The organism is Nitratireductor sp. J20-h4 (genome assembly GCF_056780505.1).
The window spans coordinates 2992724-3016213 of the sequence record NZ_CM165557.1; the positions used below are offsets into that span (position 1 = coordinate 2992724).

At 65.4% G+C, this 23490-nt stretch carries 27 protein-coding genes; 23 read left to right on the plus strand and 4 right to left on the minus strand.

Annotated features, from left to right (window positions below; translation table 11 throughout):
* Nucleotides 1–24 precede the first annotated feature (24 nt).
* From ACT2B0_RS14475 to motA, 4 genes are read right to left on the minus strand one after another with little or no spacing between them, the layout of a single operon-like run.
* Nucleotides 25–1068 carry a flagellar motor switch protein FliG gene (locus ACT2B0_RS14475; RefSeq protein ID WP_473458619.1) on the minus strand — a complete coding sequence of 348 codons (1044 nt, stop codon included), beginning with the start codon at nt 1066–1068 and terminating at the stop codon, nt 25–27.
* A 7-nt stretch (nt 1069–1075) separates the two neighbouring features.
* Nucleotides 1076–1519: a flagellar motor switch protein FliN gene (fliN, locus tag ACT2B0_RS14480; RefSeq protein WP_481658404.1), complete on the minus strand. Its 444-nt coding sequence runs from the start codon at nt 1517–1519 to the stop codon at nt 1076–1078.
* A 51-nt stretch (nt 1520–1570) separates the two neighbouring features.
* On the minus strand, nt 1571–2506 hold the full coding sequence (locus ACT2B0_RS14485; protein ID WP_473458623.1) for a FliM/FliN family flagellar motor switch protein: 936 nt from the start codon (nt 2504–2506) through the stop codon (nt 1571–1573).
* Between the two features lies 1 nt (nt 2507).
* Nucleotides 2508–3386, minus strand: a complete 879-nt coding sequence (gene motA, locus ACT2B0_RS14490; protein ID WP_473458625.1) for a flagellar motor stator protein MotA — start codon at nt 3384–3386, stop codon at nt 2508–2510.
* Nucleotides 3387–3533: 147 nt separating this feature from the next.
* Between motA and ACT2B0_RS14495 the strand changes: the two genes are divergently transcribed.
* The 23 genes from ACT2B0_RS14495 (at nt 3534) to ACT2B0_RS14605 (ending at nt 23359) form a co-directional block, all read left to right on the plus strand.
* Complete coding sequence (locus tag ACT2B0_RS14495; protein WP_473458627.1) at nt 3534–4310, plus strand: DUF1217 domain-containing protein; 777 nt, start codon at nt 3534–3536, stop codon at nt 4308–4310.
* Between the two features lie 10 nt (nt 4311–4320).
* Nucleotides 4321–5040 (plus strand): flagellar basal-body rod protein FlgF, encoded by a 720-nt coding sequence (flgF, locus tag ACT2B0_RS14500; RefSeq protein ID WP_473458629.1) that lies wholly within the window; start codon nt 4321–4323, stop codon nt 5038–5040.
* Between the two features lie 22 nt (nt 5041–5062).
* The gene (gene fliI, locus ACT2B0_RS14505) at nt 5063–6463 is read left to right on the plus strand and encodes a flagellar protein export ATPase FliI (protein ID WP_473458631.1); all 1401 of its coding nucleotides are present in this window, start codon (nt 5063–5065) and stop codon (nt 6461–6463) included.
* Nucleotides 6456–7055: a hypothetical protein gene (locus ACT2B0_RS14510; RefSeq protein ID WP_473458633.1), complete on the plus strand. Its 600-nt coding sequence runs from the start codon at nt 6456–6458 to the stop codon at nt 7053–7055. The genes fliI and ACT2B0_RS14510 overlap by 8 nt, the downstream gene beginning before the upstream one ends.
* 178 nt (nt 7056–7233) lie before the next feature.
* Nucleotides 7234–7611 (plus strand): flagellar basal body rod protein FlgB, encoded by a 378-nt coding sequence (gene flgB, locus ACT2B0_RS14515; protein ID WP_473458635.1) that lies wholly within the window; start codon nt 7234–7236, stop codon nt 7609–7611.
* The gene (flgC, locus tag ACT2B0_RS14520; protein WP_473458637.1) at nt 7611–8036 is read left to right on the plus strand and encodes a flagellar basal body rod protein FlgC; all 426 of its coding nucleotides are present in this window, start codon (nt 7611–7613) and stop codon (nt 8034–8036) included. The genes flgB and flgC overlap by 1 nt, the downstream gene beginning before the upstream one ends.
* On the plus strand, nt 8033–8359 hold the full coding sequence (fliE, locus tag ACT2B0_RS14525; protein ID WP_473458639.1) for a flagellar hook-basal body complex protein FliE: 327 nt from the start codon (nt 8033–8035) through the stop codon (nt 8357–8359). The genes flgC and fliE overlap by 4 nt, the downstream gene beginning before the upstream one ends.
* Nucleotides 8360–8368: 9 nt before the next feature.
* Nucleotides 8369–9157 (plus strand): flagellar basal-body rod protein FlgG, encoded by a 789-nt coding sequence (gene flgG, locus ACT2B0_RS14530; RefSeq protein WP_473458641.1) that lies wholly within the window; start codon nt 8369–8371, stop codon nt 9155–9157.
* A gap of 4 nt (nt 9158–9161) precedes the next feature.
* On the plus strand, nt 9162–9629 hold the full coding sequence (flgA, locus tag ACT2B0_RS14535) for a flagellar basal body P-ring formation chaperone FlgA (protein WP_473458643.1): 468 nt from the start codon (nt 9162–9164) through the stop codon (nt 9627–9629).
* Nucleotides 9626–10822, plus strand: a complete 1197-nt coding sequence (locus ACT2B0_RS14540) for a flagellar basal body P-ring protein FlgI (protein ID WP_473458645.1) — start codon at nt 9626–9628, stop codon at nt 10820–10822. Before flgA ends, ACT2B0_RS14540 begins: the two co-directional genes overlap by 4 nt.
* Before the next feature lie 23 nt (nt 10823–10845).
* Nucleotides 10846–11370, plus strand: a complete 525-nt coding sequence (locus tag ACT2B0_RS14545; RefSeq protein ID WP_473458647.1) for a MotE family protein — start codon at nt 10846–10848, stop codon at nt 11368–11370.
* Entirely contained in the window at nt 11367–12071 is a 705-nt protein-coding gene (gene flgH / locus ACT2B0_RS14550; protein ID WP_473458649.1) for a flagellar basal body L-ring protein FlgH, read from the plus strand. The genes ACT2B0_RS14545 and flgH overlap by 4 nt, the downstream gene beginning before the upstream one ends.
* 16 nt (nt 12072–12087) lie before the next feature.
* Nucleotides 12088–12630 (plus strand): flagellar basal body-associated FliL family protein, encoded by a 543-nt coding sequence (locus ACT2B0_RS14555; RefSeq protein ID WP_473458651.1) that lies wholly within the window; start codon nt 12088–12090, stop codon nt 12628–12630.
* Nucleotides 12627–13364, plus strand: a complete 738-nt coding sequence (gene fliP / locus ACT2B0_RS14560) for a flagellar type III secretion system pore protein FliP (RefSeq protein WP_473458653.1) — start codon at nt 12627–12629, stop codon at nt 13362–13364. Before ACT2B0_RS14555 ends, fliP begins: the two co-directional genes overlap by 4 nt.
* A gap of 256 nt (nt 13365–13620) precedes the next feature.
* Complete coding sequence (locus ACT2B0_RS14565) at nt 13621–14586, plus strand: flagellin N-terminal helical domain-containing protein (RefSeq protein ID WP_473458655.1); 966 nt, start codon at nt 13621–13623, stop codon at nt 14584–14586.
* A 191-nt stretch (nt 14587–14777) separates the two neighbouring features.
* On the plus strand, nt 14778–15740 hold the full coding sequence (locus ACT2B0_RS14570; RefSeq protein WP_473458657.1) for a flagellin N-terminal helical domain-containing protein: 963 nt from the start codon (nt 14778–14780) through the stop codon (nt 15738–15740).
* 133 nt (nt 15741–15873) lie between these two features.
* Nucleotides 15874–17520, plus strand: a complete 1647-nt coding sequence (gene fliF, locus ACT2B0_RS14575; RefSeq protein WP_473458659.1) for a flagellar basal-body MS-ring/collar protein FliF — start codon at nt 15874–15876, stop codon at nt 17518–17520.
* The gene (locus ACT2B0_RS14580) at nt 17520–18173 is read left to right on the plus strand and encodes a hypothetical protein (protein ID WP_473458661.1); all 654 of its coding nucleotides are present in this window, start codon (nt 17520–17522) and stop codon (nt 18171–18173) included. The genes fliF and ACT2B0_RS14580 overlap by 1 nt, the downstream gene beginning before the upstream one ends.
* On the plus strand, nt 18170–19438 hold the full coding sequence (locus tag ACT2B0_RS14585) for a MotB family protein (RefSeq protein ID WP_473458663.1): 1269 nt from the start codon (nt 18170–18172) through the stop codon (nt 19436–19438). Before ACT2B0_RS14580 ends, ACT2B0_RS14585 begins: the two co-directional genes overlap by 4 nt.
* Entirely contained in the window at nt 19435–20745 is a 1311-nt protein-coding gene (locus ACT2B0_RS14590) for a chemotaxis protein MotC (RefSeq protein ID WP_473458665.1), read from the plus strand. Before ACT2B0_RS14585 ends, ACT2B0_RS14590 begins: the two co-directional genes overlap by 4 nt.
* A 693-nt stretch (nt 20746–21438) precedes the next feature.
* Nucleotides 21439–21987 carry a flagellar hook-length control protein FliK gene (fliK, locus tag ACT2B0_RS14595; protein ID WP_481658405.1) on the plus strand — a complete coding sequence of 183 codons (549 nt, stop codon included), beginning with the start codon at nt 21439–21441 and terminating at the stop codon, nt 21985–21987.
* Nucleotides 21932–22489 carry a lytic transglycosylase domain-containing protein gene (locus tag ACT2B0_RS14600; RefSeq protein WP_481658406.1) on the plus strand — a complete coding sequence of 186 codons (558 nt, stop codon included), beginning with the start codon at nt 21932–21934 and terminating at the stop codon, nt 22487–22489. Before fliK ends, ACT2B0_RS14600 begins: the two co-directional genes overlap by 56 nt.
* A 201-nt stretch (nt 22490–22690) precedes the next feature.
* Complete coding sequence (locus ACT2B0_RS14605; protein ID WP_473458671.1) at nt 22691–23359, plus strand: response regulator transcription factor; 669 nt, start codon at nt 22691–22693, stop codon at nt 23357–23359.
* The last annotated feature ends 131 nt before the right edge of the window (nt 23360–23490 follow it).

Sequence of the window (23490 nt, forward strand, 5' to 3'; positions counted from 1 at the left end):
TGGGCGAGCGCCGCAAGGCGTTGGCTAAGCGGCAGCCTGGGTGGACGGCAGCTCGATCTTGCCGTCCTTCGACAGGCGGATGGCGGTGGCGGCGATCGCGCGGCGGGCCTTCGCGATCTCGGCCGCCGGAAGACCGTCGATCTCCATCGCCAGCTCGGCCTCGATCATGCGGCGCGAGCGCACGCCAAGCGCCGACAACACCACTTCCGTCAGTTCCTTGCTCGCGTTGCGCAGCGCCAGGGTGACGATTTCCGTGGACAGGCCGTCGAAAAGCGCAAGCCGCGCCTTCTGACTGAGCAGCGGCAGATCCTCGAACGAGAACAGCTGCGAGCGAATGGCATGCACGTCCTGCGAACCGGCCGTTTCCATGTCCGACAGGATCTCGTCGAGTTGCGCTTTTTCCAGCTCGTTGAGAACCGTGGCCACCCGCGCCTGGCCTTCGCTCGACGATTTTTTCGCGCTGTCGCCGAGAAGCGTGGTCCGTAACTGGTTTTCGACGATCCGCAAGGCGCCGGGCTTGACGTTGCCCATGGTGACCATGCGCTTGGCGACCTCGCCGCGCTGTTGCTTGGGCATGGCCAAAAGAACGTTGGCCGTGGCCGTGGAGGACAGTTTCGTCAGCACCAGCGCCGCCGTCTGCGGGTGTTCGCCGGCCAGAAAGGCGCCGACGCGTTCGGGTTCGAGCTTTTCGATCTGCGGCCAGACCGCCAGCGGCGCCTCGCCGCCCGTTTCCGCACCGTGGTTCATGATCGCGCTGACTTCCTCGGGCGAGAGCGACTCGCTCAGGATCTTGTCCATCGTCGCGGCCGAATCCATCAGCCCCGCGCCCTCGGCGAACTCGTCCTCGAACTCGGCGATGATCTTTTCCAGTTCGCCCTGCGGGATCGTCTTGAGCATCCGCGCGGCCTCGATCAGCGACTTGAGCTCCTCGTGGCTGAAGAATTTCAAGAGCCGGCCTGCCGCGGGCTTGCCCATCGCCACCAGGATCGCCGCCGCCTTTTGCGCCCGCGTCAGGCTTTCGGCCGTGATCCCCTGCGACGTGGTCGATGTGTGCGCGTCGAAATCCATGGAGCGGTCAGGAAACTTTCGAGTTGCTGATGATTTCGGTCAGCCGGATGCCGAAGCGGGACGAATTGCTTTCCAGCACGGTGATCTCGCCGCGCGCGATCTTGCGGCCGTTGACGACCACGTCGACCGGCTCGCCGATCCGGCGATCAAGGGCCACGGTGGCGCCCTTGCGCAGCGACATCAGCTGCGAGACCTGCATCTCGGTGCTGCCCAGGACGATCTGCACGTCGACGGGGATACCCATGATGACGCCGGAACCAGCCTCGTCGCCGCCCATCTCACCAGGCGCATAGTCCGGCGCCGACCCGCCCCCGGCCGCCGGACCCGCCGCGTCGGCGGGCGCGTCCGCCGCGTCCTCGCCTTCGTGCAGGACGCCGCGCAATTCGTCGATTGCCCGGTTCAGTTCCTCTTCTTCGTCTCCGGTCCCGGCCGGAGCGTTGACCTGGTTCATCGTCCAGCTCCCGGTCCCGCGACCATGACAGGCCGGGTCAGGTCAGGCAGGTTAAAGCCCATCGATCAGTTCCTCTTCGGTATTCCAGGGGCTTTTGATTCGTACGGTGTAGTTTTGTCCAAGCCGGCCGAACTCGCAAACGAACAGCGTCTTGTTCTTGCTGGCTAGCGTGGCCTGCGCGGCCGCATCGGGCGCCAATGCGATGGTCTGGCCCTGTTTCAGCCGGGCAATCGCACCCAGGCTCATACGCGCGAGCGGCATCGTCGCCTGGAGCTTGACCTTCGAACGCATCACCTCCTCGCTGAAACGCGCCGACCAGTCGTCGGCCCGCCCCCCGGACGGGGCTGCATCGCCCGCCCCGGTTTCGTCGCGCGGACGCAACAGGATGCGTTGCGGCATGACCACCACGACACGCCCGGGTTCGGGTTCGGCCTCCACCAGGAATTCGATCTTCACCGCCGGTCCGTCCCGCAGTGCGATTTTTTCCAGCCCCTCGCCGGACTGCACCGGCGGCAGCGGGAAACGAACCTGCAGCGCCCGCTGGCCGAAACCGTTGAAGGCGGTTGCGACCTGCTGGGCGGCGAGCCCCGCGACCTCGCGTTCGAGCGGCGACAATTCGCGGGCGATCGCCTCCGGCGCGGCATCGGGCTCGGCGCCGAACAAAGCGTTGATGAGTACCGCGATCGCCATCGGATCGACGCGGATGACCAGGGCGTCGGGCGAATTGGCCGACGCCGCCACCACCACGGCGTCGTGCGGTCCCGCGTCGCCGATCGCCTGCTTCATGCGCACCATGTCGGCCCCGCCCAGATCAATCGAGACCGGATGGCTCATGCCCTCGCCCATTGCCGCGCGCAGCGGCTTCAGCGTGCGCTCGCCCAGATTGCGCGCACTCTCGATGATGAGGTCGGGCTCTCCGGTATCGCCAAGCAGACGCTCGAGGATATCGCTTCCACCACGCTCGGGGACGGGGGCGCCATCCGCCATGTCAGGCTGCCTTTTTCGCTTCGCCGCCACCCGGGTTCAGCGTCTGCTGCTCGACGGCGTCGATCGAGGGCCGGTCGTAGGAGGAGATCGTCTTGCGGCCGAACTCCAGCGCGACCTGCGGCAGGGCGCCGTTCATGTAGGCCAGCAAGGTCTGTTTGACGATGATGTAGAGCCGGTTGCGCTTCTCGCGCACGACCTTGATCTTGGCCGCGATCGGCCCGACGACGCCGTAGGACAGGAAGATGCCCAGGAACGTTCCCACCAGCGCGGCGCCGATCAGCGCGCCCAGCACTTCGGGCGATTCGTCGAGCGCGCCCATCGCCTTGATGACGCCGAGCACCGCCGCCACGATGCCGATCGCCGGCAGGCCGTCGCCGATGGCCACAAGCGCGTGATAGGATTTCAGCTTGTCGTGGCGGATGGTGTGGATTTCCTCGTCCATCAGCGCCTCGATCTCGTGCGAACGGGCATTGCCGATGATGATCAGCCGGCAATAGTCGCAGATGAAATGCGTCAGGTCCTTGTTCTTCAGTACCAGCGGATAGGATTGGAAGATCGGCGATTCCTCGGGATTGTCGATATGGCCTTCGACTTCGCTGCGCGACTTGGTCTTGAGCTCGCGCATCAGGCTGTGCAGCACGCCGAGCGTCTCCAGATAGTCGTTCTCGTTGGGAACGGCGTGCTTGAAGGCCTCCACGATCGCCCGGCCGGCGTCCTTGACCGTCGACATCGGATTGCCGATCAGGAAAATGCCGAGCGCGGCGCCGGCGATGATGACGAACTCCCAAGGCTGGATAAGCACATCGATGTGCCCGCCCATGGCCATGAAACCACCCAGAACGCAGCCGAACGTGACGACCAGACCGATGAGAATGCCCAAAGCGGCGCCTCCGCAATTCGCTTGAGGGATTCCCCTAGCGCGGCTTGCTTGTGTGAGGCTTGACCGTGCGCCGCGCGGTCCCGGAAAGGTTCACGCAAGCAATTGCGCCTAGTGTGACGGCGGTCGAACCCGTATCGGAGCACCCGCTTGGTCAGCACCTTTGTCAACTACAACGCGATTGCGCGCGACATTGAGCGATCGCTCGATCGGGTCCAGGCCCAGCCGATGGTTCAGCGCGAGAGCGACTATTATCTGGAAAACATCGAAAAGGTGAAGTCGGTCGAGGACTTCATCGGCAATGACCGCCTGTACCGCTACGCCATGAAGGCCTTCGGCCTGGAGGACATGGCCTACGCGAAGGCGTTCATGGTCAAGGTGCTGGAGGGCGGCATCGACGACAGCGACAGTTTCGCCAATTCGCTCAACGACCAGCGCTATCGCGAATTCGCCGAAACCTTCAACTTCGCCCGCTTCGGCGAAGACACCACGGTCTTCGACCGTACCCGTCAGGGCACCGTTGACCGCTATCTGCGCCAGACGCTGGAGGAAAACGCCGGCGACCAGAACGAAGGCGTCAGGCTGGCGCTCTATTTCGAGCGCAAGGCGCCCGACATCGAAAGTTTCTATTCCATCCTCGCCGACAGCGCGCTGGCCAAGGTCGTGCGCACCTCGCTCAGCCTGCCCGATTCCTTCGCCCTTCTCGATGTCGACAAGCAGGTCGAGATTTTTGAGCGGTCGCTCGACATCGAGGATTTCAAGGACCCCGAGGCCCTGTCGGAATTCCTGACGCGGTTCACGAGCATGTGGGAGATCGCCAACCCGACCTCGGCCGCATTGCCCAACACGGCCATCCTGTTCGGCCAGCCCGCCGAGCTGGGGATTTCCACCGACCTGCTTTTGACCATGCAGAAGCTGAAATTCTGAGGACGCGCCCGTGCAGACAGGTCTTTATGTCGCCCTTTCCGCCCAGGTCGCGCTCGAAAAGCGGCTGCGAACGATCGCCGACAACGTCGCCAACGCCAACACTGTCGGCTTCCGGGCAACGGAAGTGAAATTCGAGGATATGGTGTCGCAATCCGGCTCGGATTCGGTCGCCTATGTCTCGCCCGGCTCGACCTTCCTGTCGACAACGTCCGGCCCGGTCAAGCAGACCGGCAATCCGCTCGATTTCGCAGTGCGCGGCGAGGCCTGGTTCGCCATCGACACGCCCGCCGGCCCGGTGATGACGCGCGACGGCCGCTTTACAATGCTTGAAACCGGCGAACTGGTTTCGACCGAAGGTTATCCGGTGCTGGACGCCGGCGGCGCCCCGATCCAGCTCGATCCGTTCGAGGGCGCACCCACGGCCGGCAGCGACGGCATGCTGCGCCAGAACGGGCAGCCGGTCGGCGCGATAGGCCTGTTCACCTTCGCCCCGGGCGCACAGTTCGCACGCTATGGCAATTCCGGCGTTATTCCGGCCAGTCCGCCCGAAGCCGTGGTCGACAGTCTCGAGGTCGGCGTGCTGCAGGGCTTCGTCGAGGAATCCAACGTCAATCCGGTCAAGGAAATGACCCGGCTGATCATGGTCCAGCGCGCCTTCGAGAACGCGGCCGCCGCAATCCGCGAAAGCGACAAGTCGCTCGATGGCGCCGTCAAGGCGCTCGGCAGCTAGAGAAGTGGAACCGACCGGGCCGTTGCAGGAATACGCCGCCAAATCCGCGCCGGCACCGTCCCCGGACGCCGACGGCACGGGGCTCGACGCACTGGAGGCGTTGGGGCGCCTCCATCGCGGCCTGGTCGCGGATGACGCTCTCGTGCGCCGTGGCGGACATGTGCGGGAGGTTTCCGCCACCCATTACAGGGTCGGCGGGCTATCCGCCGCCGCGAGGCTGGGCGACATCGTCGAGCATCGCGGCCACCATGGACCGAAAGCCGGGGAAGTCGTGCAGATCAGTGCCGACAGCGTTCTCGTCGCACCGTTCGACACCACCTTCGACGCCGGCATTGCAGACCCGGTATTCCTGCGCGGCCGGTTTCGCATCGGACCGGATGTTTCGTGGAAGGGGCGCGTCGTCGACGCGCTCGGCCATCCCGTCGACGGCGGCGCGCCGCTGGTGCCCGACACCGGCAATCCCGCGATGTCCGTGACACCGCCGGCCCTGTCGCGGCAGCGCGTCGACGCCTCCTTCCGCACCGGCGTCAAGGTGATCGACATCTTCACGCCGCTGTGTTTCGGCCAGCGCATGGGTGTGTTCGCCGGCTCCGGTGTCGGCAAGTCGACGCTGCTCGCCATGCTGGCCGCCGCCCAGGCCTTCGATACGGTCGTCATCGCTCTGGTCGGCGAGCGCGGGCGCGAGGTGCGCGAGTTTCTCGAGGACACGATCGGCACCGAGAGCATGAAAAAGACCGTCGCGGTGGTGGCCACCAGCGACGAAAGCGCGATGATGCGCAAGCGCGCCTCCGGCACCGCCATGTCGGTGGCCGAATATTTCCGCGATCGCGGCGACAAGGTCCTGCTGATCCTGGATTCGGTAACACGCTTCGCGCACGCCCTGCGCGAGGTCGCGATCGGCGCCGGCGAGCCACCGGTCGCGCGCGGCTATCCGGCCTCCGTCTTCACCGACCTGCCGAAACTGCTCGAGCGCGCCGGCCCCGGCGGCGAAGGCGCCGGCTCGATCACCGCCATCATCTCGGTCCTGGTCGACGGCGACGACCACAACGATCCGGTGGCCGATTCGGTCCGCGGCATCCTCGACGGCCATGTCGTGCTCGAACGCGCCATCGCCGAACAGGGCCGCTATCCCGCCGTCGACCCGCTGGCGTCGGTGTCGCGGCTTGCCAACCGCGCCTGGAGCGACGGCGAGCGCACCCTTGTCACGCGTCTCAAGGCGATGATTTCCCGTTTCGAGGAAACGCGCGACATCCGCATACTCGGCGCCTACAAGCCGGGCGGCGACGGCGAACTCGACAACGCCGTGCGCCAGGTTCCCGCGATCTATCAGGCGCTGATGCAAGCGCCGCACGACGGCGCGATCGCCGATCCGTTCGCCGAACTGGCGCGGCATCTCAAGGCTCTGGAGGCAACGGATGGCTAGCTGGCGCATCTTCGCTCAAAAACGCGGCAAGACGGACGGACCCGCGCTCGCCGGCATGCCGTCCGCCCAAAAGCCCGCCCGGCCCCGGCGCAAGGGGCGCTACAGCCTGGGCGACGCCGTCCTCGCCGGCCTCGGGCTTGGCATCGGCGCGGCGAGCTTCATGTTTCCGTGGTACGTCTTCTTCCACCAGGAGCAATTCGGGGTGCGGGTGGTCGATTTCGACGGGGTCGCCGTTGAGTCCGACCTGTCCGGTCCGTTCTACACGCCGCAGGTCAACTGGACGCCGCAGCGCCTCACGCGGGAGGAAATCGCCGAACTGCCGCTGGATTTCGCGCCCACCGGCACGGTCATGCCGGACAGGGTCGCGCCCGAAACCACCGGAAGCGTGCAGCCCTTTCCGGCCCGCAAGCCCGCCTACGCCCTGGTCCACGTCGCCAAGGGGCGCGCGATGATCCAGGACGCGAACGGTTTCTGGGTGGTCCAGCGCGGGTCGATTCTGCCCGACAATTCCCGCGTCACCGCGATCGAAATGCGCTCGGGGTCCTGGATCCTTCGCACCAGCAACGACACCGTGATCGAAATGACGCCATGAGGCCGCCGTTCGGGCTTCGCGCCCGCGTGACGGCGCGGCGGCGAAGCCGGTGACCGGCAGCCTCACCTCCGGCCCCTCGACGATCCCCCTTCAAGTTCAAGTCAAACGACGCTGACGCGACCACGCAAGGTCCGCGCAAGACTGTGTTTCTAATCTGTCCCTGACCGAGGGAAAGATCATGCAACCGGTAAGTCTGTTCGATCTCGCCGCGCAGCAGGCGCGCTGGCTGTCCGTGCGCCAGTCGGCCGTGGCGGGCAACATCGCCAACATCAACACGCCCGGCTATCAGGCGATCGACGTCGTGCCGTTTGAACAGGTGCTCGACAGCGCCAGGCTCGCCTTCGCGCCGAGCCGGGCCGGGCACATCCCCCTCGGCGCCGGCCGCGAGACGTTCAACCTGCGCCAGGACGCGATCGAAACCACCTCACCCTCCGGCAATTCAGTCACCGTCGAGCAGGAACTCGTGAAAGCCGGCGAGGTCCGCCACGCCTTTGAACTGAACACGGCGATCGTGAAATCCTTCCACCGCATGATGATGATGGCGACGAGGGGCTGATGGCGCTTGATCCGCTTTCCGCCGCTCTCAAGATCGCCGCGTCGGGTCTCGGCGTGCAGTCCGAACGCCTGCGCGTCGTCTCCGAGAACCTGGCCAACGCCCAGTCGACCGGCAATACGCCGGGCGCCGACCCGTATCAGCGCAAGACCGTAACCTTCGCCACCGCGCTCGATCGCGACAATGGCGGCTCCTTCGTGCGTGTCCAGTCGGTCGATCTCGACCGCAGCGAGTTCCCGATCGAATATCTGCCGAGCCACCAGGCCGCCGACGATGGCGGTTTCGTGAAGATGCCCAACGTCAATCCGATCATCGAAATGGCCGACATGCGCGAGGCCAACCGCTCCTACGACGCCAACCTCCAGGTGATCAAGCAGGCGCGCCAGCTGATCTCCATGACCATCGACTTGCTGAGGTCGCAGACATGATCGCCGGATTGGGACTGGTCGTCCGCCTCAACCAGACGTCTCTGGGCAACGGGCTGGCCGGTGTCGGGCCCGCCGCCCCGCCGGTCGCGCCTTCGATCTCGCCGGCCTCGTTCGAAGCGGCCCTGGAAGCGGCCGCCAGCCAGTCGGTTGCCACGCTGGAGCGCGCCGAGAGCGCATCCATGCTCGCCTTGAAAGGCGGCGACATCCAGGCGCGCGACGTCGTCGACGCCGTGATGAGCGCCGAGCAGACCCTGCAAGCAGCGATCGCGATCCGCGACAAGATCGTGACCGCCTATCTCGAAATCAGCCGCATGGCGATCTGAGGAACAGCGATGAAAGCCCTAGCCATTGCCGCCACCGGCATGAACGCCCAGCAGCTCAATCTGGAAGTGATCGCCAACAACATCGCCAACATCAACACGACCGGCTTCAAGCGCGCGCGCGCCGAGTTCTCCGACCTTCTCTACCAGGTCGAGCGGCTGCAGGGCGTGCCGAACCGGGCCGACCAGAGCATCGTGCCGGAAGGCGCGAGCATCGGCCTCGGCGTCAAGGCGTCTGCGGTGAGAAACGTGCACATGCAGGGCGCTCTCGACAGCACCGGCAACAAGTTCGACCTGGCGCTTACCGGTCCGGGCTGGTTTCAGATCGAGGGCGCCGACGGCCAGACGCTTTATACCCGCGCCGGCGCCTTCAACACCAATGCCAATGGCGAACTGGTCACCGTGGACGGGTTCCGCGTCGTGCCCGACATCGTTTTCCCGGCCGAGACGGTCGAGGTCATCGTCAACAAGTCGGGCCAGGTTTTCGCCCGTCTCGACGGCCAGGTCGACCTGCAGGATCTCGGCCAGATCACGCTCGCCTCCTTTCCCAACGAGGCGGGCCTCGCCCCGCTCGGCGACAATCTCTTCCAGGAGACCGCCGCCTCCGGCGCGGCCAATGTCGGCGTGCCGGGCGACCCCGGTTTCGCCACCATAGAGCAGGGTTATCTGGAGAATTCCAATGTCGACCCGGTCAAGGAAATCACCGAGCTGATCTCCGCCCAGCGCGCCTACGAGATGAACTCCAAGGTCATCAAGGCGGCCGACGAGATGGCGTCCGTCGTCACGCAGAGCATCCGGTAGGCCGATGTCGCGGCTTCGCATCCCCACACTCGTCCTCGGCGCGGCGCTGATGCTCGCCGCCTTTGCCGGGACAGCCGTCGCGCAGGAAATGGCGGTGGTGGCGAAGCGCGTGATCTACCCTGGCGAAACCGTCGATGCCGGCGCGCTGACCGAGGTCAAGCTTCGGCGCAGCAACCGCATCCTGACCTCGATCGCGCAATATGCCGATCAGGTCACCGGCAAGGTCGCCAAGCGCACCCTGCTGCCGGGCAAGCTGATCCCGATCAACGCCCTGCGCGAGGCCTATATGGTGGAGGCCGGCGCGCCGGTCGCCGTGAGCTATGTCCATGGCGGGCTTCAGATCTCCACCATCGGCATCCCGCTCCAGCCGGGCGCGATCGGCGACATGGTCAAGGTGAGGAACGCCGATTCCGGCGCGGTGTTCACCGGCATCGTCATGGCGGACGGATCGATCCGGGTCGGCGCGATATGATCAAGCGCCTCGTCCTGGCCCTTTGTTTCGGCCTTATTGCGGCAGCGCCGGCCAGTTCCGGCGGCGAACTCAATGACGGGTATGACGGCGCGCAGGCCATCCAGGTCTCCGCCAGCGGCCAGTCGTCCAATCTGCCCGTGCCCACCGGACCGGCATCGCGCATCAAGGATATCGCCACCTTGCAGACGGCGCGCGACAACCAGCTGATCGGCTATGGCCTGGTAATCGGCCTGCAGGGCACCGGCGACGGCTTGCGCAATTCCCCGTTCACCGAACAGTCGATCCGCGCCATGCTGCGCAATCTCGGCATCGCCATGGAGGACGGACGCGCGCGGGCCAAAAACGTCGCCGCCGTGATCGTCACCGCCAACCTGCCGCCTTTCGTGCAATCGGGATCGCGCATCGACATCAACGTGTCCTCGCTCGGCGACGCGACCTCGCTCGCCGGCGGCACCCTGGTCATGACGCCGCTGCGCGCGCCGGACGGCGAGATCTACGCCGTCGCCCAGGGGCCGGTCTTCGTCTCCGGCTTCACCGCGCAGGGCGAGGCCGAGACCCTCACCAAGGGCGTGCCAACATCCGGCCGCATCCCCAACGGGGCCATCGTCGAACGCCAGGTCGCCGCCCGCTTCAACGACGACAGCGTGTTGACGATGCAGTTGCGCAATCCGGACTTTTCGACCGCCGTCAGGATCACCGACGCGATCAATCGCTACACCACCAGCCGCTTCGGCAAGCGCACCGCCAGCGAGCAGGACGCGCGCACGATCCTGATCGACAAGCCCGGCGGCATCTCGGCGGCGCGGTTCGTGGCCGAACTGGAAAACCTCATCATCCAGACCGACACCCCGGCGCGGGTGGTGATCGACGAGCGCACCGGCACGATCGTGATCGGCCAGGACGTGAAGATATCGCAGGTCGCCGTCAGCTATGGCGCGCTGACCGTGCGCATCACCGAACAGCCGAAAATCGTCCAGCCGGCGCCGTTCTCGCGCGGCGAAACCGCCGAGGAGCCCTCGACAATCATCGACGCCCAGCAGGACGATGCGCGCGTTGCGCTGCTCGACGGTCCCGACCTGCAGACATTGGTGGCCGGCCTCAACCGTATCGGCGTCAAGCCGGACGGCATCATCGCGATCCTGCAGGGCATCAAATCGGCCGGCGCGCTGCAGGCCGAGCTGGTTCTGCAATAGGAGACGGAAAGGTGGCGACAAGCATGCGAACCGCAAGACGCGCCCTTCCCCGGGCGCTGGCGATCGGCCTGCTCGCCGCGCTGTGTTTCGGCGCGGGCGCCTTCGCGGTTTCGGATTCCTTCGCCCAGGCGCGCAAGGTTCCCTCGCGCCTCACCGACGAGGTGCGCGAATTCTGCGCCAACATCATCGATGCGGCGCGCGACCGCCGCTACGCCGTGCAGGCCCAGGAGCTGGAGAAACTGCGCTCGGAGATCGACGAGCGCATGGTCGCGCTGGAAGCCAAGCGCAGCGAATACGAGGCCTGGCTGAACAAGCGCAACGAGGTCATCAACAGCGCCGAGGACAGCATTGTCGGCATCTACGCCCGCATGCGCCCCGACGCCGCCGCCGCCCGACTGGAAAAGATGGACGCCATGCTGGCCGCCGCGATCATCCTGAAGCTCAAGGGACGCCAGGCCGGCGGCATCCTCAACGAGATGGATGTTCAGGCCGCCGCGAAACTCACCGGCATCATCGCCGATGTCGCCAAAGCCGAGGACCCGACATGAAACGCAGCCTGCCGATCCTGGCGACGGGGCTCTTGCTCGCCGGCTGCGCTGGCGAGTTGAACGAAATCGGCCGCGCCCCGAGCCTGTCGCCGGTCGGCTCGGGCCTCGATCCCGCGACCGGTTCGGTACAGGCCTATCCCGAATCGCCGGCCGCGCCGGTCAAGCGGTTTTCGCTGTGGGACGACCGCCAGAGCCAGCTCTACGAAGACGCGCGCGCCCTGGTGGTCGGCGACATCATGACCGTGTTCATCTCGATCAACGACAAGGCGATCCTCAACAACGAATCCGACCGCAGCCGCACCACCAACCGGACGCTGGGCCTGGCCGGCGGGTTCGAGTCGGACGGCGTCGGCAAATCCGCGTCCGCCGATCTCGATATCAATTCGCGCTCGACGGCCGCCGGCTCGGGTGCAACGGCGCGTTCGGAAAACATCCGCCTGTCGGTCGCCGCCGTCGTCACCGAAGTGTTTCCGAACGGCAATCTGATGATCAGGGGCTCGCAGGAGGTGCGCGTCAACGCCGAGCTGCGCATTCTCACCATTGCCGGCATCGTGCGCCCCGCCGACATCAGCGCAAGCAACACCATTCCCTACGAGCGCATCGCCGAGGCGCGGATTTCCTATGGCGGCCGCGGCCGGCTGACCGAGGTCCAGCAGCCTCCCTATGGCCATCAGATCCTGGATCTGATCTCTCCGTTCTGAGGATTATCAAGGGGCAATGTCGCTCGCCAACGCCGAAGACCAGACCGAAGCCAAGAAGGGTCCGTCGCTGATCGTCCAGATCGGCGTGCTGGCGGCGCTGACCATGCTGGCGATCGGCGGCGGCTGGGGGGCCGGCATCTACCTCAAGACCGGTGCCGACACCGAGCCGGAGACCCAGAAAATCTCGGTCGAGCCGGTGATGTCTGAGACGCCGGACGACGGCGCCGCGCACGGCGGGGAAGAAGAACAGGACAGCGATGGCGAGGCGAAACCCGTGCCGCGCCTGGTGCCGCTCGAGCCGATCACCACCAATCTGAGCGCGCCGGCCGACATCTGGGTGCGCATGGAACTGTCGATGGTGTTCGCCGCCACGCCCGATCCCGAACTGGTCCGCAGCATCCATCAGGACATTCTCGCTTATATGCGCACCGTCACCCTGCAGCAGGTCCAGGGCGCTAGCGGCTTCCAGCATCTCAAGACCGATCTTGAAGAACGCGCCCGCATCCGCAGCAACGGCCTTGCGCGGGAACTGGTGATCAGGACCCTTTTGTTCGAATGAGAACGCTTGCCGCCATCGCCGCCGCCCTGCTCGCGCTGACCGCGACAGCGCACGCCCAGCAACTCGACCTCGGCCAGATCACCGGTCAAGCCGACGGCGCCACGATCGGCTATATCATCCAGGTGTTCGGGCTTCTGACCGTGCTTTCCGTGGCGCCCGGGCTGCTGATCATGGTCACCAGCTTCACCCGCTTCGTGATCGTGTTCGCCATCCTGCGCGCCGGCATCGGCCTGCAGACCACGCCGGCCAATATCATCCTGATCAGCCTCGCCCTGTTCATGACCTTCTATGTCATGACGCCGACCTTCGACAGCGCATGGAACAACGGCGTGCGCCCGCTGGTCAACAACCAGATCGACGAGACCGAGGCCATGCAGCGCATCGCCGATCCGTTTCGCGACTTCATGCTGGCCAATGTCCGCGACGCCGATTTCAACCTGTTCGCCGACCTCGCCCGCGAGCGCGGCCAGAACGTGGTCGAGGGCGAACAGGTCGACCTGCGCGTTCTGGTGCCGGCGTTCATGATCTCGGAAATCAGGCGTGGCTTCGAGATCGGCTTTCTGATCGTGCTGCCATTCCTGGTGATTGACCTCGTGGTCGCGACCGTAACGATGGCGATGGGCATGATGATGCTGCCCCCCACGGTCATATCCCTGCCCTTCAAGATCCTGTTTTTCGTGCTGATCGACGGTTGGAATCTGCTCGTCGGTAGTCTGGTGCGCTCCTTCAACTGACGCGCTCCCGGCCTCGGTGCCGGGGGTCCGTGCCGCGCCAGCCAGAGACCGCCGGTAACGAAGCGTTAGCCACTTTCTTGAAATCCCGACCGAAAATTATCGGTTTGGTAAATTTTTTCCATCACAACACGGTTAATCAGGATGGATCGACGCCCTGCACGATGGGGTCGAGGGCATGATGCCAAGCCGTCTTGCCGGTGAAGTCCGGTATGACCCAGTTCGTTAGTTTGTGGCAGTCAGTAAGGGACACTCCCCCATGTCGAGTATCATGACCAACGCGTCGGCGATGACCGCGCTCAAAACCCTCCAGTCCACCAACAAGGCTCTCGAAACCACCCAGGCCCGCATCTCCACCGGCTACCGCGTCGGTGAGGCGAGCGACAACGCCGCTTACTGGTCGATCGCCACCACGATGCGCTCCGACAACAAGGCGCTGTCCACCGTTCAGGACGCGCTCGGCCTCGGCGCCGCCAAGGTCGACACCGCCTATACCGGCATGAAGGCCGCCATCGACGTCGTCGACGAAATCAAGGCCAAGCTGGTGGCCGCCCGCGAACCGGGTGTCGACCGCACGAAAATCCAGGCCGAGATCACCGCGCTGCAGGGTCAGCTGACCTCCAACGCCAGCGCATCGACCTTCTCCGGCGAGAACTGGCTGTCGGTTGATTCCGGCGCCGCCGGCTACAGCGCGACCAAATCGATCGTCGCCTCCTTCACCCGTGCCACCGACGGCTCCGTGTCGATCGGCACGATCTCGGTCGACACGTCCAGCACCAAGCTGTTCGACGCCGCTGTCGACGCGGCCGCGGCCGGCACCGGCATTCTCGACGGCCGTTACGATGCCGCCACCGGCGCGCTGCTCGCCGACCAGTCGGCCGGCGGCTTCACCGTCGCCTCGCTCGACATCTCGGCCCTGACCAACAGCACCGCCGACCTGACGACGCTGGAAAACTACATCAAGGGCGTCGACGACGCGCTCAGCAAGATGACCACGGCCGCGTCCGATCTCGGCGCCGCCAAGAAGCGCATCGATCTGCAGAGCGAGTTCGTCGGCAATCTGATGGACACGATCGATCGCGGCGTGGGCACGCTGGTCGACGCCGACATGAACAAGGAATCGACCCGCCTGCAGGCCCTTCAGGTCCAGCAGCAGCTCGGCATCCAGGCCCTGTCGATCGCCAACCAGAACTCGCAGTCCATCATGTCGCTGTTCCGCGGCTAGGATCACGGTTAACCGACCGTCTCCCTCCCATTAACTGAATCAAAATGTCCCGGCCTTACAAGGGTCGGGACGTTAGTCGTTTCAGGACGGATCAAAGCCCATGTTTCGGGCCGCTTGATTGGCATGATGCCGAGCCGTCTTACCGGTGAAGTCCGGTATGTCGAGTATCTGCGTTTTGTAAGGGGACACCCATGTCGAGTATCATGACCAACGCGTCGGCAATGACCGCGCTCAAGACCCTCCAGGCCACCAACAAGGCTCTCGAAACCACCCAGGCCCGCATCTCCACCGGCTACCGCGTCGGTGAGGCGAGCGACAATGCCGCCTACTGGTCGATCGCCACCACGATGCGCTCCGACAACAAGGCGCTGTCCACCGTTCAGGACGCGCTCGGCCTCGGCGCCGCCAAGGTCGACACCGCCTATACCGGCATGAAGGCCGCCATCGACGTCGTCGACGAAATCAAGGCCAAGCTGGTGGCCGCCCGCGAACCGGGTGTCGACCGCACGAAAATCCAGGCCGAGATCACCGCGCTGCAGGGTCAGCTGACCTCCAACGCCAGCGCATCGACCTTCTCCGGCGAGAACTGGCTGTCGGTTGATTCCGGCGCCGCCGGCTACAGCGCGACCAAATCGATCGTCGCCTCCTTCACCCGCGCCTCCGACGGCTCCGTGTCGATCGGCACGATCTCGGTCGACACGTCCAGCACCAAGCTGTTCGACGCCGCCGCCGACGCGGCCGCGGCCGGCACCGGCATTCTCGACGGCCGTTACGATGCCGCCACCGGCGCGCTGCTCGCCGACCAGTCGGCCGGCGGCTTCACCGTCGCCTCGCTCGACATCTCGGCCCTGACCAACAGCACCGCCGACCTGACGACGCTGGAAAACTACATCAAGGGCGTCGACGATTCGATCAGCAAGATGACCACGGCCGCGTCCGATCTCGGCGCCGCCAAGAAGCGCATCGATCTGCAGAGCGAGTTCGTCGGCAATCTGATGGACACGATCGATCGCGGCGTGGGCACGCTGGTCGACGCCGACATGAACAAGGAATCGACCCGCCTGCAGGCCCTTCAGGTCCAGCAGCAGCTCGGCATCCAGGCCCTGTCGATGGCCAATTCGAACTCGCAGTCGATCCTGTCGCTGTTCCGCTAATCGACACCGCGGCGCAACCGCGCCGCGCCGAAACCGATCCGGGTCGCGCTCCTCAGGGGCGCGGCCCGATTTCATTCTCGCGCAAGCTTCGCGCATTAGTCTTCCCGGGCCATTCACTGCGGGACGACGCGCTTTGCCTGAACAATTCCAGAAGATCGCCGACAATCTAAAGGCGCTGGGCACCCAGCGACTCATGGTTATGGGCGGCATGGCCGCCCTCGTGATGGCCGTCATCGCGGTCGCCTCGATCTACTTGAACCGGCCGGCGATGGAGACGCTTTACGTCGGCCTCGACCGTGGCGACGTCAACCGGATCGGCGTGGTTCTGGGCGAAGCGGGCGTCACCTACGACATCGGCGCGGAAGGAGCATCGGTCTTGGTGTCGTCCGGCCAGGCCGGGCGCGCCCGCATGATCCTGGCCGAAAAGGGGCTGCCGGCCAGTTCCAACGCCGGTTACGAGTTGTTCGACAATGTCGGTTCTCTGGGCCTGACCTCCTTCATGCAGGAGGTGACCCGCGTGCGCGCGCTCGAAGGCGAGATCGCCCGCACCATCCAGTCGATTGCCGGCATCAAGTCGGCGCGTGTCCATATCGTCATGGCCGAACAGGCCAATTTCCGGCGCGGCGAGCAGAAGCCAACCGCCTCGGTCGTCATCCGCACCGGCGGCGTCGACGCCACCCGCAGCGCGAATTCGATCCGTCATCTCGTCTCCGCCGCAGTGCCCGGCCTGACCGCCGACAATGTGACCGTCCTCGACGCGGACGGCTCGCTGCTGGCGGCCGGCGAGGATCCGACCACCAGTTCCCTCAACCAGTCGATCTCCATCCAAAGGACGGTCGAAAGCCAGATTTCCGACAACATCTATCGCGCACTGTCGCCCTATCTCGGCCACGAGAACTTCCGCGCCAGCGTCAAGGCGGTGGTCAACACCGACAGCCGCCAGATCGAGGAAACCATCTTCGACCCCGATTCACGGGTCGAACGCTCAATCCAGGTCATCCGCGAAAACGACAACTCCAACAAGAGCACCGCCGCCGCGCCGGCTTCCGTCGAACAAAACCTGCCCGACGAAGACGCTGGCGGCGCGGCGACCCCGCAATCGGTCGAGGAGCGCGAGCGCAAGGAGGAGATCACCAATTACGAACTGAACTCCAAGCGCATAGCCACGGTCAGCAACGGGTATTCGATCTCGCGGCTCTCGATCGCCGTCGTGGTCAATCGCGAACGACTGGCCGCCGTGCTCGGCGAGGGCGCGACCCCGGAATTGGTCGAGGCGCGGGTTGCCGAAATCCAAAAGGTGGTGTCGACGGCAGCCGGCCTCGACGAGGAACGCGGCGACAAGATCAACGTCACCGCCCTCTCCTTCGTCGACGCCATGGAGGCGGAAGCCGCCGCGGCCCCTGGCTATCTGGAGATTGCCGCGCACTATACCGGTTCGATGGTGAATGCACTTGCCTTCATCGTCGTCGCCTTCCTGGTATCCTGGTTCGGCCTGCGTCCGCTCGCCGGCATGCTGACCAAGAAGGAGGAAGCCGAAGGACCGGATTTCGAGGATCTGCAGCTTGCCCTCGGTTCGCCGCTCGACAACATCGCCCTGCCCGATCCGCTGGCCGAAATGGCGGCCAACGAAAAGGACGTCATGGAAGAGCTGAAGATGCGCCTGCGGCCCGCACCGCAGGAACGCCTCGCGCAGATGGTCGATCTCAACGAGGAACGCACCGCGGCGATCCTGCGTAAATGGACTCAAGGCGAAGGCGTCGGCGAGGCGATGGCGGGCTGATGGCGAACCTGTCGCTCGCCGATATGCTGGTCGACTTCGGCAAACGCAACGATCCCGCGCCTTTCGAGGCTTCCATGCCGGAGTTCGACCTGCCGCTCGGTATGCAACCGGCCGCGCCCGAACCGGACCAGCCGGACATCGACGCTCTGGTCGCCGAGGCGGTGGACGACGCGGTCAGAAAGGCGGTTGCTGACACCACGGCGCGATTGCAGGCCGACCATGCCGCGGCGCTGGAAGCCGAGCGGGACAGGCACGCCGCTGAGGTCGCGGCCCTTCAGGCCGGCATCGGCGAGCAACTGGGCACTGCGATCCGGGACCGTTTCGAGGCCGCCGAAAAACGCTTGCTGGATCTGACCGCCGAGGTGGTGTCGCGTGTCTTGGGGCCGGTTCTGGCCGAGGATCTGCAACACCGTTCGGTGGCGCGGCTGGCTGAAATCATCAGCGCCGCGATCCGCGACACCGAAACGGCCAAAATCCGGGTTCACGGACCGATGTCGCTCTACCAGGCGCTCGAGACGGCGCTCGGCGAGCAGGCCGCCCTGCTGGAATTCACCGAATCGAACGGGCTCGACCTTTCCGTCGACCTCGACGGCAGCGTCTACGAGACGCGGCTTTCCGAATGGTCGGTCTCGGCCGCAAAGGTGCTGGCATGACCACCGACAAATCCGACCATCCCCACGAGATCATCATCGTCAAGCACAGCCGTGGCGACGATCACGACGCCCATCACGGTGGGGTTTGGAAAATCGCCTTTGCCGATTTCATGACCGCGTTGATGTGCTTCTTCCTCGTGATGTGGCTGATCAACGCCGCCAATGAGGAAACCAAAGTATCGGTCGCCAGCTATTTCAACCCGATCAAGCTGGTCGACCGCAATTCGAGCCGGCGCGGCCTCGACGAGGCCGGCTCCGGCCCACAGAACGAACAGGGGTCCGACAGCACCGAGGAGTCCGACAAATCCACCAAATCGGAAGGGAATTCGGAAAGCGGCGCCGGCACCGAACGCAGCGCCAGGGCCGGCGACAGCATGGAATCCGCGTCCGACGAGCATCTGTTTTCCGATCCCTACGCCGTTCTGGCCGAAATCGCCGCTGAATCCGGCGAGCTGCAGAACCTGAGCGCCAAGGGCGACGGCGGCGCCGATACGGCCGGCGCGGCCACCGGCGCCTCGGGCGGCGAATCCTATCGCGATCCGTTCGCGCCCGATTTCTGGTCCAAGCAGGTCGAACAGGACGAGCCCGGCGAGCCGGACCTGTTCGAAACGCCCCAGGTCGAAGCCGCCGCCGAAGGCGCCGACCCGCGCGCAGGCATCAGGCACGACGATTTCGAGGACGATCCGTTCGCGCCCACGGTCGAGCAGAAACCGGACGAAACGGACGATGCCGGCGCGCAGGCCGAGGCGGCCGGCGAGGACGACCGGGACGGCAAGGCCGAAGCCGAAAAGCCCGACGCCGCCGCGCTGGCCGAAGCCGAGGCGATCAGCGAGGAACTGGCCAGGGCGTTCGGCACCGGCGAGAAGATCTACGACGGCATTTCGGTGACCCCGACGGAGCGCGGCGTGATGGTGTCGCTGACCGACCAGCTCGACTACGGCATGTACGAGATCGGCTCCGCCGTTCCGCGCCGCGACCTCGTCCTGGCGATGGAGAAGGTCGCCACCGTACTCGGCAGCCACAAGGGCGCGATCACGATCAACGGCCACACCGACGGCAGGCCGTTCCGCAGCAAGGATTATGACAATTGGCGGCTTTCGACCGCCCGCGCCCATTCCGCCTATTACATGCTGGTACGCGGCGGCCTGGACGAACAGCGTATCCGCGAAGTCACCGGCTATGCCGATCGCCAGCTCAAAGTGCCGGACAATCCGCTCGATGACCGAAACCGGCGCATCGAAATCGTGCTGGAGACGAAAGGGTGATCGCGCGCCTTGTTCTGCTCGGCGCGCTGATTGCGGCGCCCGTCTCCGCGGCCGCGCAAGGCGCTGCGATGGCGCCGTTCAAAGTGGTCCGGTCGCTGCAACTGGTGCAGGACCGCCTGGCCCGGGGCGACCATGCCGCCCTTCCAATGCAGCGCAAGCTGCTCGAACTCACCGACGCGCGTTTCCGTACCGTGACCCGGGAGGAATTCGAAGACCGCCGCAACTTCACCGCGCTGATGGTCTACGCGATGAGCGGCGGCAATCCGGCAACGCTCGACGTGGTGCTGTCGCGCACCATGCCGGCCGGCGCCGATCGCGCGCTCGGGCTGGGCATTCTGGCCTATATGCGCGGCCAGTTGCCGAAGGCGGCCCAGGCGCTCGCCGAAATCGATCCGATGGCGCTCGAGCCCGAAGTCGGCGCCTATCTGGCGCTGGTCAAGGGCTCTATCGTCGCGCTCAGCCAGCCGGGCACGGCTCTGGGTTTCATGGATCAGGCCAGGCTGCTCGCGCCCGGCACGCTGGTCGAGGAGGCCGCGCTGCGGCGCTCGTTGCCGGCCTGCATCACGCTCAACCAGCCCGAGCGCTTCATGACGGTGGCCGAGCAATATACGCGCCGCTTCCTGCGCTCGCCCTATGCGAGTGAATTCGCCGACGCCTTCGTCGAGGGTCTCGTCGCCTTTCACGACCGCATCGGCACGCGGGAGATCGAGCGCATCGTGTCGCTGATGCGCCCGGCCCAGCAGGAGGCGATCTATCTGCGGCTCGCCCGTCGCAGCACCATCAAGGGACAGACCGAACGGTCGGCCTTCGCCTCGGCCAGGGCGCGCGAGGTGGCCCGCAAGACCAACGAGCCGGAAGACCCGCGCGCCGCGCTCTACGCCGCGCTTGCCTCCATCACCTCCGAAAACGCCCGTGAAGTCGCCGCAACGCTCGAGAAAGTCGATCCGGCCGCCTTGTCGCCGCGCGACAGACGCCTTTTCCAGGCCGCGCGCGCGATCGCGGCCGAGATGCTGACCCCGCCGGCGGCGCCAGCGCCGGAGGCAGAAACCGCCACCATGGAACCCGAGACCGGAGCAGCGGCCGAGGCACCCGTCGAGGCGGCCATCGCGCCGCGGCCGGAAGCCCCCGCCGAACCGGCTCCGTCCCTCGCGAACGTGTCCGGGGGGAGAGCGATTGAAAGCTCGATCGCGTCCGGCGAGGACGACGATATCCATAGGCGCGGGTCCGAACTCGTCACCGCGGTGCAAAAGCAACTCGAGGCCATCGACCGCATGCTGGAAGAACAACAAGAGGTGGAACGCCCGTGACAGAAATCTCCGGACTGGCCACCGCCCTGCCCCTGGCCAATGCGCGCCTTGAGCGCCGTGATGGGGACCCGACAAACGACGCCTTCTCCGGCATTCTGCAACGCGGGCAGAACAAACTTTCGGAGCCCCGGGACGGAACCGACCGCCCCGAAGACAAGGACGACACCGCCATGGAAGAGCGGCAACCGGCACCGGCGGCACAGGCGGACGGGGCCGCGCGCCGCCAGCGTCCGCCGGTACCTTTGGAAGGTCAGTTCGTCCTGCTGCGTCATCCGGGCCTCTCCCTGCGGACGGCAGGCGAAGGCGAAGGCGAAAACAGCGCCGTGACGCGCGATGGACAGGAGGAGGAAAACCAACCCTCCGGCGACGAGACCGAGGCGGCGGCGGCAACGGCGGCCGTCACAGCCGCGGTTCTGCCGCTGGCGCCGGCCGAAGCCCCGCGTCGCGCTGTTGGCGGCGGCCCGGCCGCAACGGCCCGCGTGGCCGAGACCGGCAACGACCGCAAGCCGGACGCGGCGCAATTGCGCGCCGCGGCGGCGCAGACAGTTCCCATGGAAGAAGAAACGACGCCAAACGACCAGCCGCGCGCGACAGCGCAGGAGCCCGGCACGACGCACCGGACGCCCTTACCGGTCGCAGGCGAGCCTGTTGACCCGCTGCCGATCAAGGTCAAGGTGCTCGCAGACGCCAATCATGTCGGACTCGGCCCCGCACAGATGGGCGAAACCGTGTCCGCGCTGGCAAAATCCATCGCCGCCGACCGCACTATCAGCGAATTTGCGCGTGCCGCCGCGCTTCCTTCCGAAACGCCCGGAGTCAATAGGCAGGCCCCGGTCCGCGATCTCACGATTTCAGCTTCAGCCGATTTCCCTGGGGACGGTGAACGCGCGGCTGCGCACGCAGGGAGAACAACTTACGGTAGAAATTCGCGTCGACAACGCCGAGGCGTTTCAGCGGCTTTCGGCCGAGCGCGACGCCCTGACGACCTCTTTGCGCGGCCTTGGCTTCAAGGTCGACGACGTGTCGATCGTCCAGCAGCCCGCTGCCGCCCAGCCAGCCCAGGCGGGTCTGTCGGCGCGTGACGGAAACGGCTCGCAGGCGTTTTCGCCGGGAGCGCGGGAGCAGGACGGAAACCGCTCCCAGACGGGGGATCAGTCTCGACGCGACAGGCAAGAAGGGGGTTCGAATGCGGATGCGCGCACTGGCGATTCCGGTTCTGCTTCTGGCGGCATTTACATCTGAACCCGCAGCCGCGAACCCCTGCGAGGGCGAGATCCTGCGTGCGGCCGAACGATACGGCGTACCAGCCGGAATACTATATGCTGTGGGTCTGACAGAAACGGGACGCAAGGGAAGCCTTCAGCCCTTCGCACTGAACATAGAAGGACGCGCAGTCTTCGCCCGCAACAAGGCCGAGGCGATCCGCACTTTTACCGAGGCGCGATCGGGGGGCGCCAAGCTGATCGATCTCGGCTGCATGCAGATCAATCATCACTACCACCGCGACCGCTTCACCGGCGTGGCGGACATGCTCGATCCGCGCCGCAACGTCGACTACGCGGCGCGCTTCTTGGCAGAGTTGAAAAAGCGCCACGCGAGCTGGTCGATGGCCGTCGCGCGTTATCATGCCGGCCCCGACAACGATCCGGCGCAGAAGCGCTATGTATGCCGGGTAATCCACAACATGGTTGCAACCGGCTTCGGTCGCTGGACGACGAACGCACGCGCTTTCTGCAACCAATAGATGCATTCAATCCGGAATTTCCAGCCTGAACGACACCCGTCACATCTGTGGACAAGCTGTGGATAATTTGGTGACAAGCTGGAAGTTACCGGCACCTGAATCCCAAATTGATACATACAAGAAATAACGATTGCCGCTGATTCCCGCCACCGGTTACGCCTTTGTTCGGCGAACCATGAAACTGATTCGGAGGGCGGGCCGATGATTGTGATTGTGGATGAGCGTGATCGAGTAAAAGAGGGATATTCTTCGCTTTTCGGCAGAGAGGGTGTCCCAAGCGCCGGCTTTTGTGCCAGCGAATTTGGCGAATGGGTATCGACGGCGGCCGAGGATGACCTCAAGGCGGTCGGGGCCTTTCTGATCGGCGAATGCGACAGCCATCCTGTCTCACCACGTGCTTTGCGCGAACGCAGCGGGGCACCGGTGATCGCGCTCAGCGACCACCATTCACTGGAAAACACTCTGCGGTTGTTCGAGCTCGGCGTCGACGACGTCGTTCGCAAGCCGGTGCATATTCGAGAAATCCTGGCCAGGATCGCGGCGATCCGCCGGCGCGCGCAGGACGAGGCGTCCTATACCGAGATCGGCAAGCTGCGCATCTACACCGACGGCAAAGATCCCGAGATCGACGGCACGCCACTGCCATTGCCGCGCCGCGAACGTCGCATTTTGGAATATCTCGCCAGCAATCGCGGGCGACGTGTGACGAAAACGCAGCTTTTCAATGCGATTTACGGGATTTTCGACGACGAAGTCGAGGAAAACGTCGTCGAAAGCCATGTCAGCAAGCTGCGCAAGAAGTTGCGTGAGCGGATCGGCACCGATCCCATCGATTCAAAGCGTTTCCTTGGATACCGGCTGAACGTGTGATGCCTCCGTCCTTTTCCGCCACCGGCGGAAATCCGGGCTCCCATGGGCGGCGGCGGTCGAGCGGGCGTCAAAGACAGTTTCGCGCAAGTCAGAAACGATAGCCTGTCAGGTAGCGGTGCTGACTACGAGGA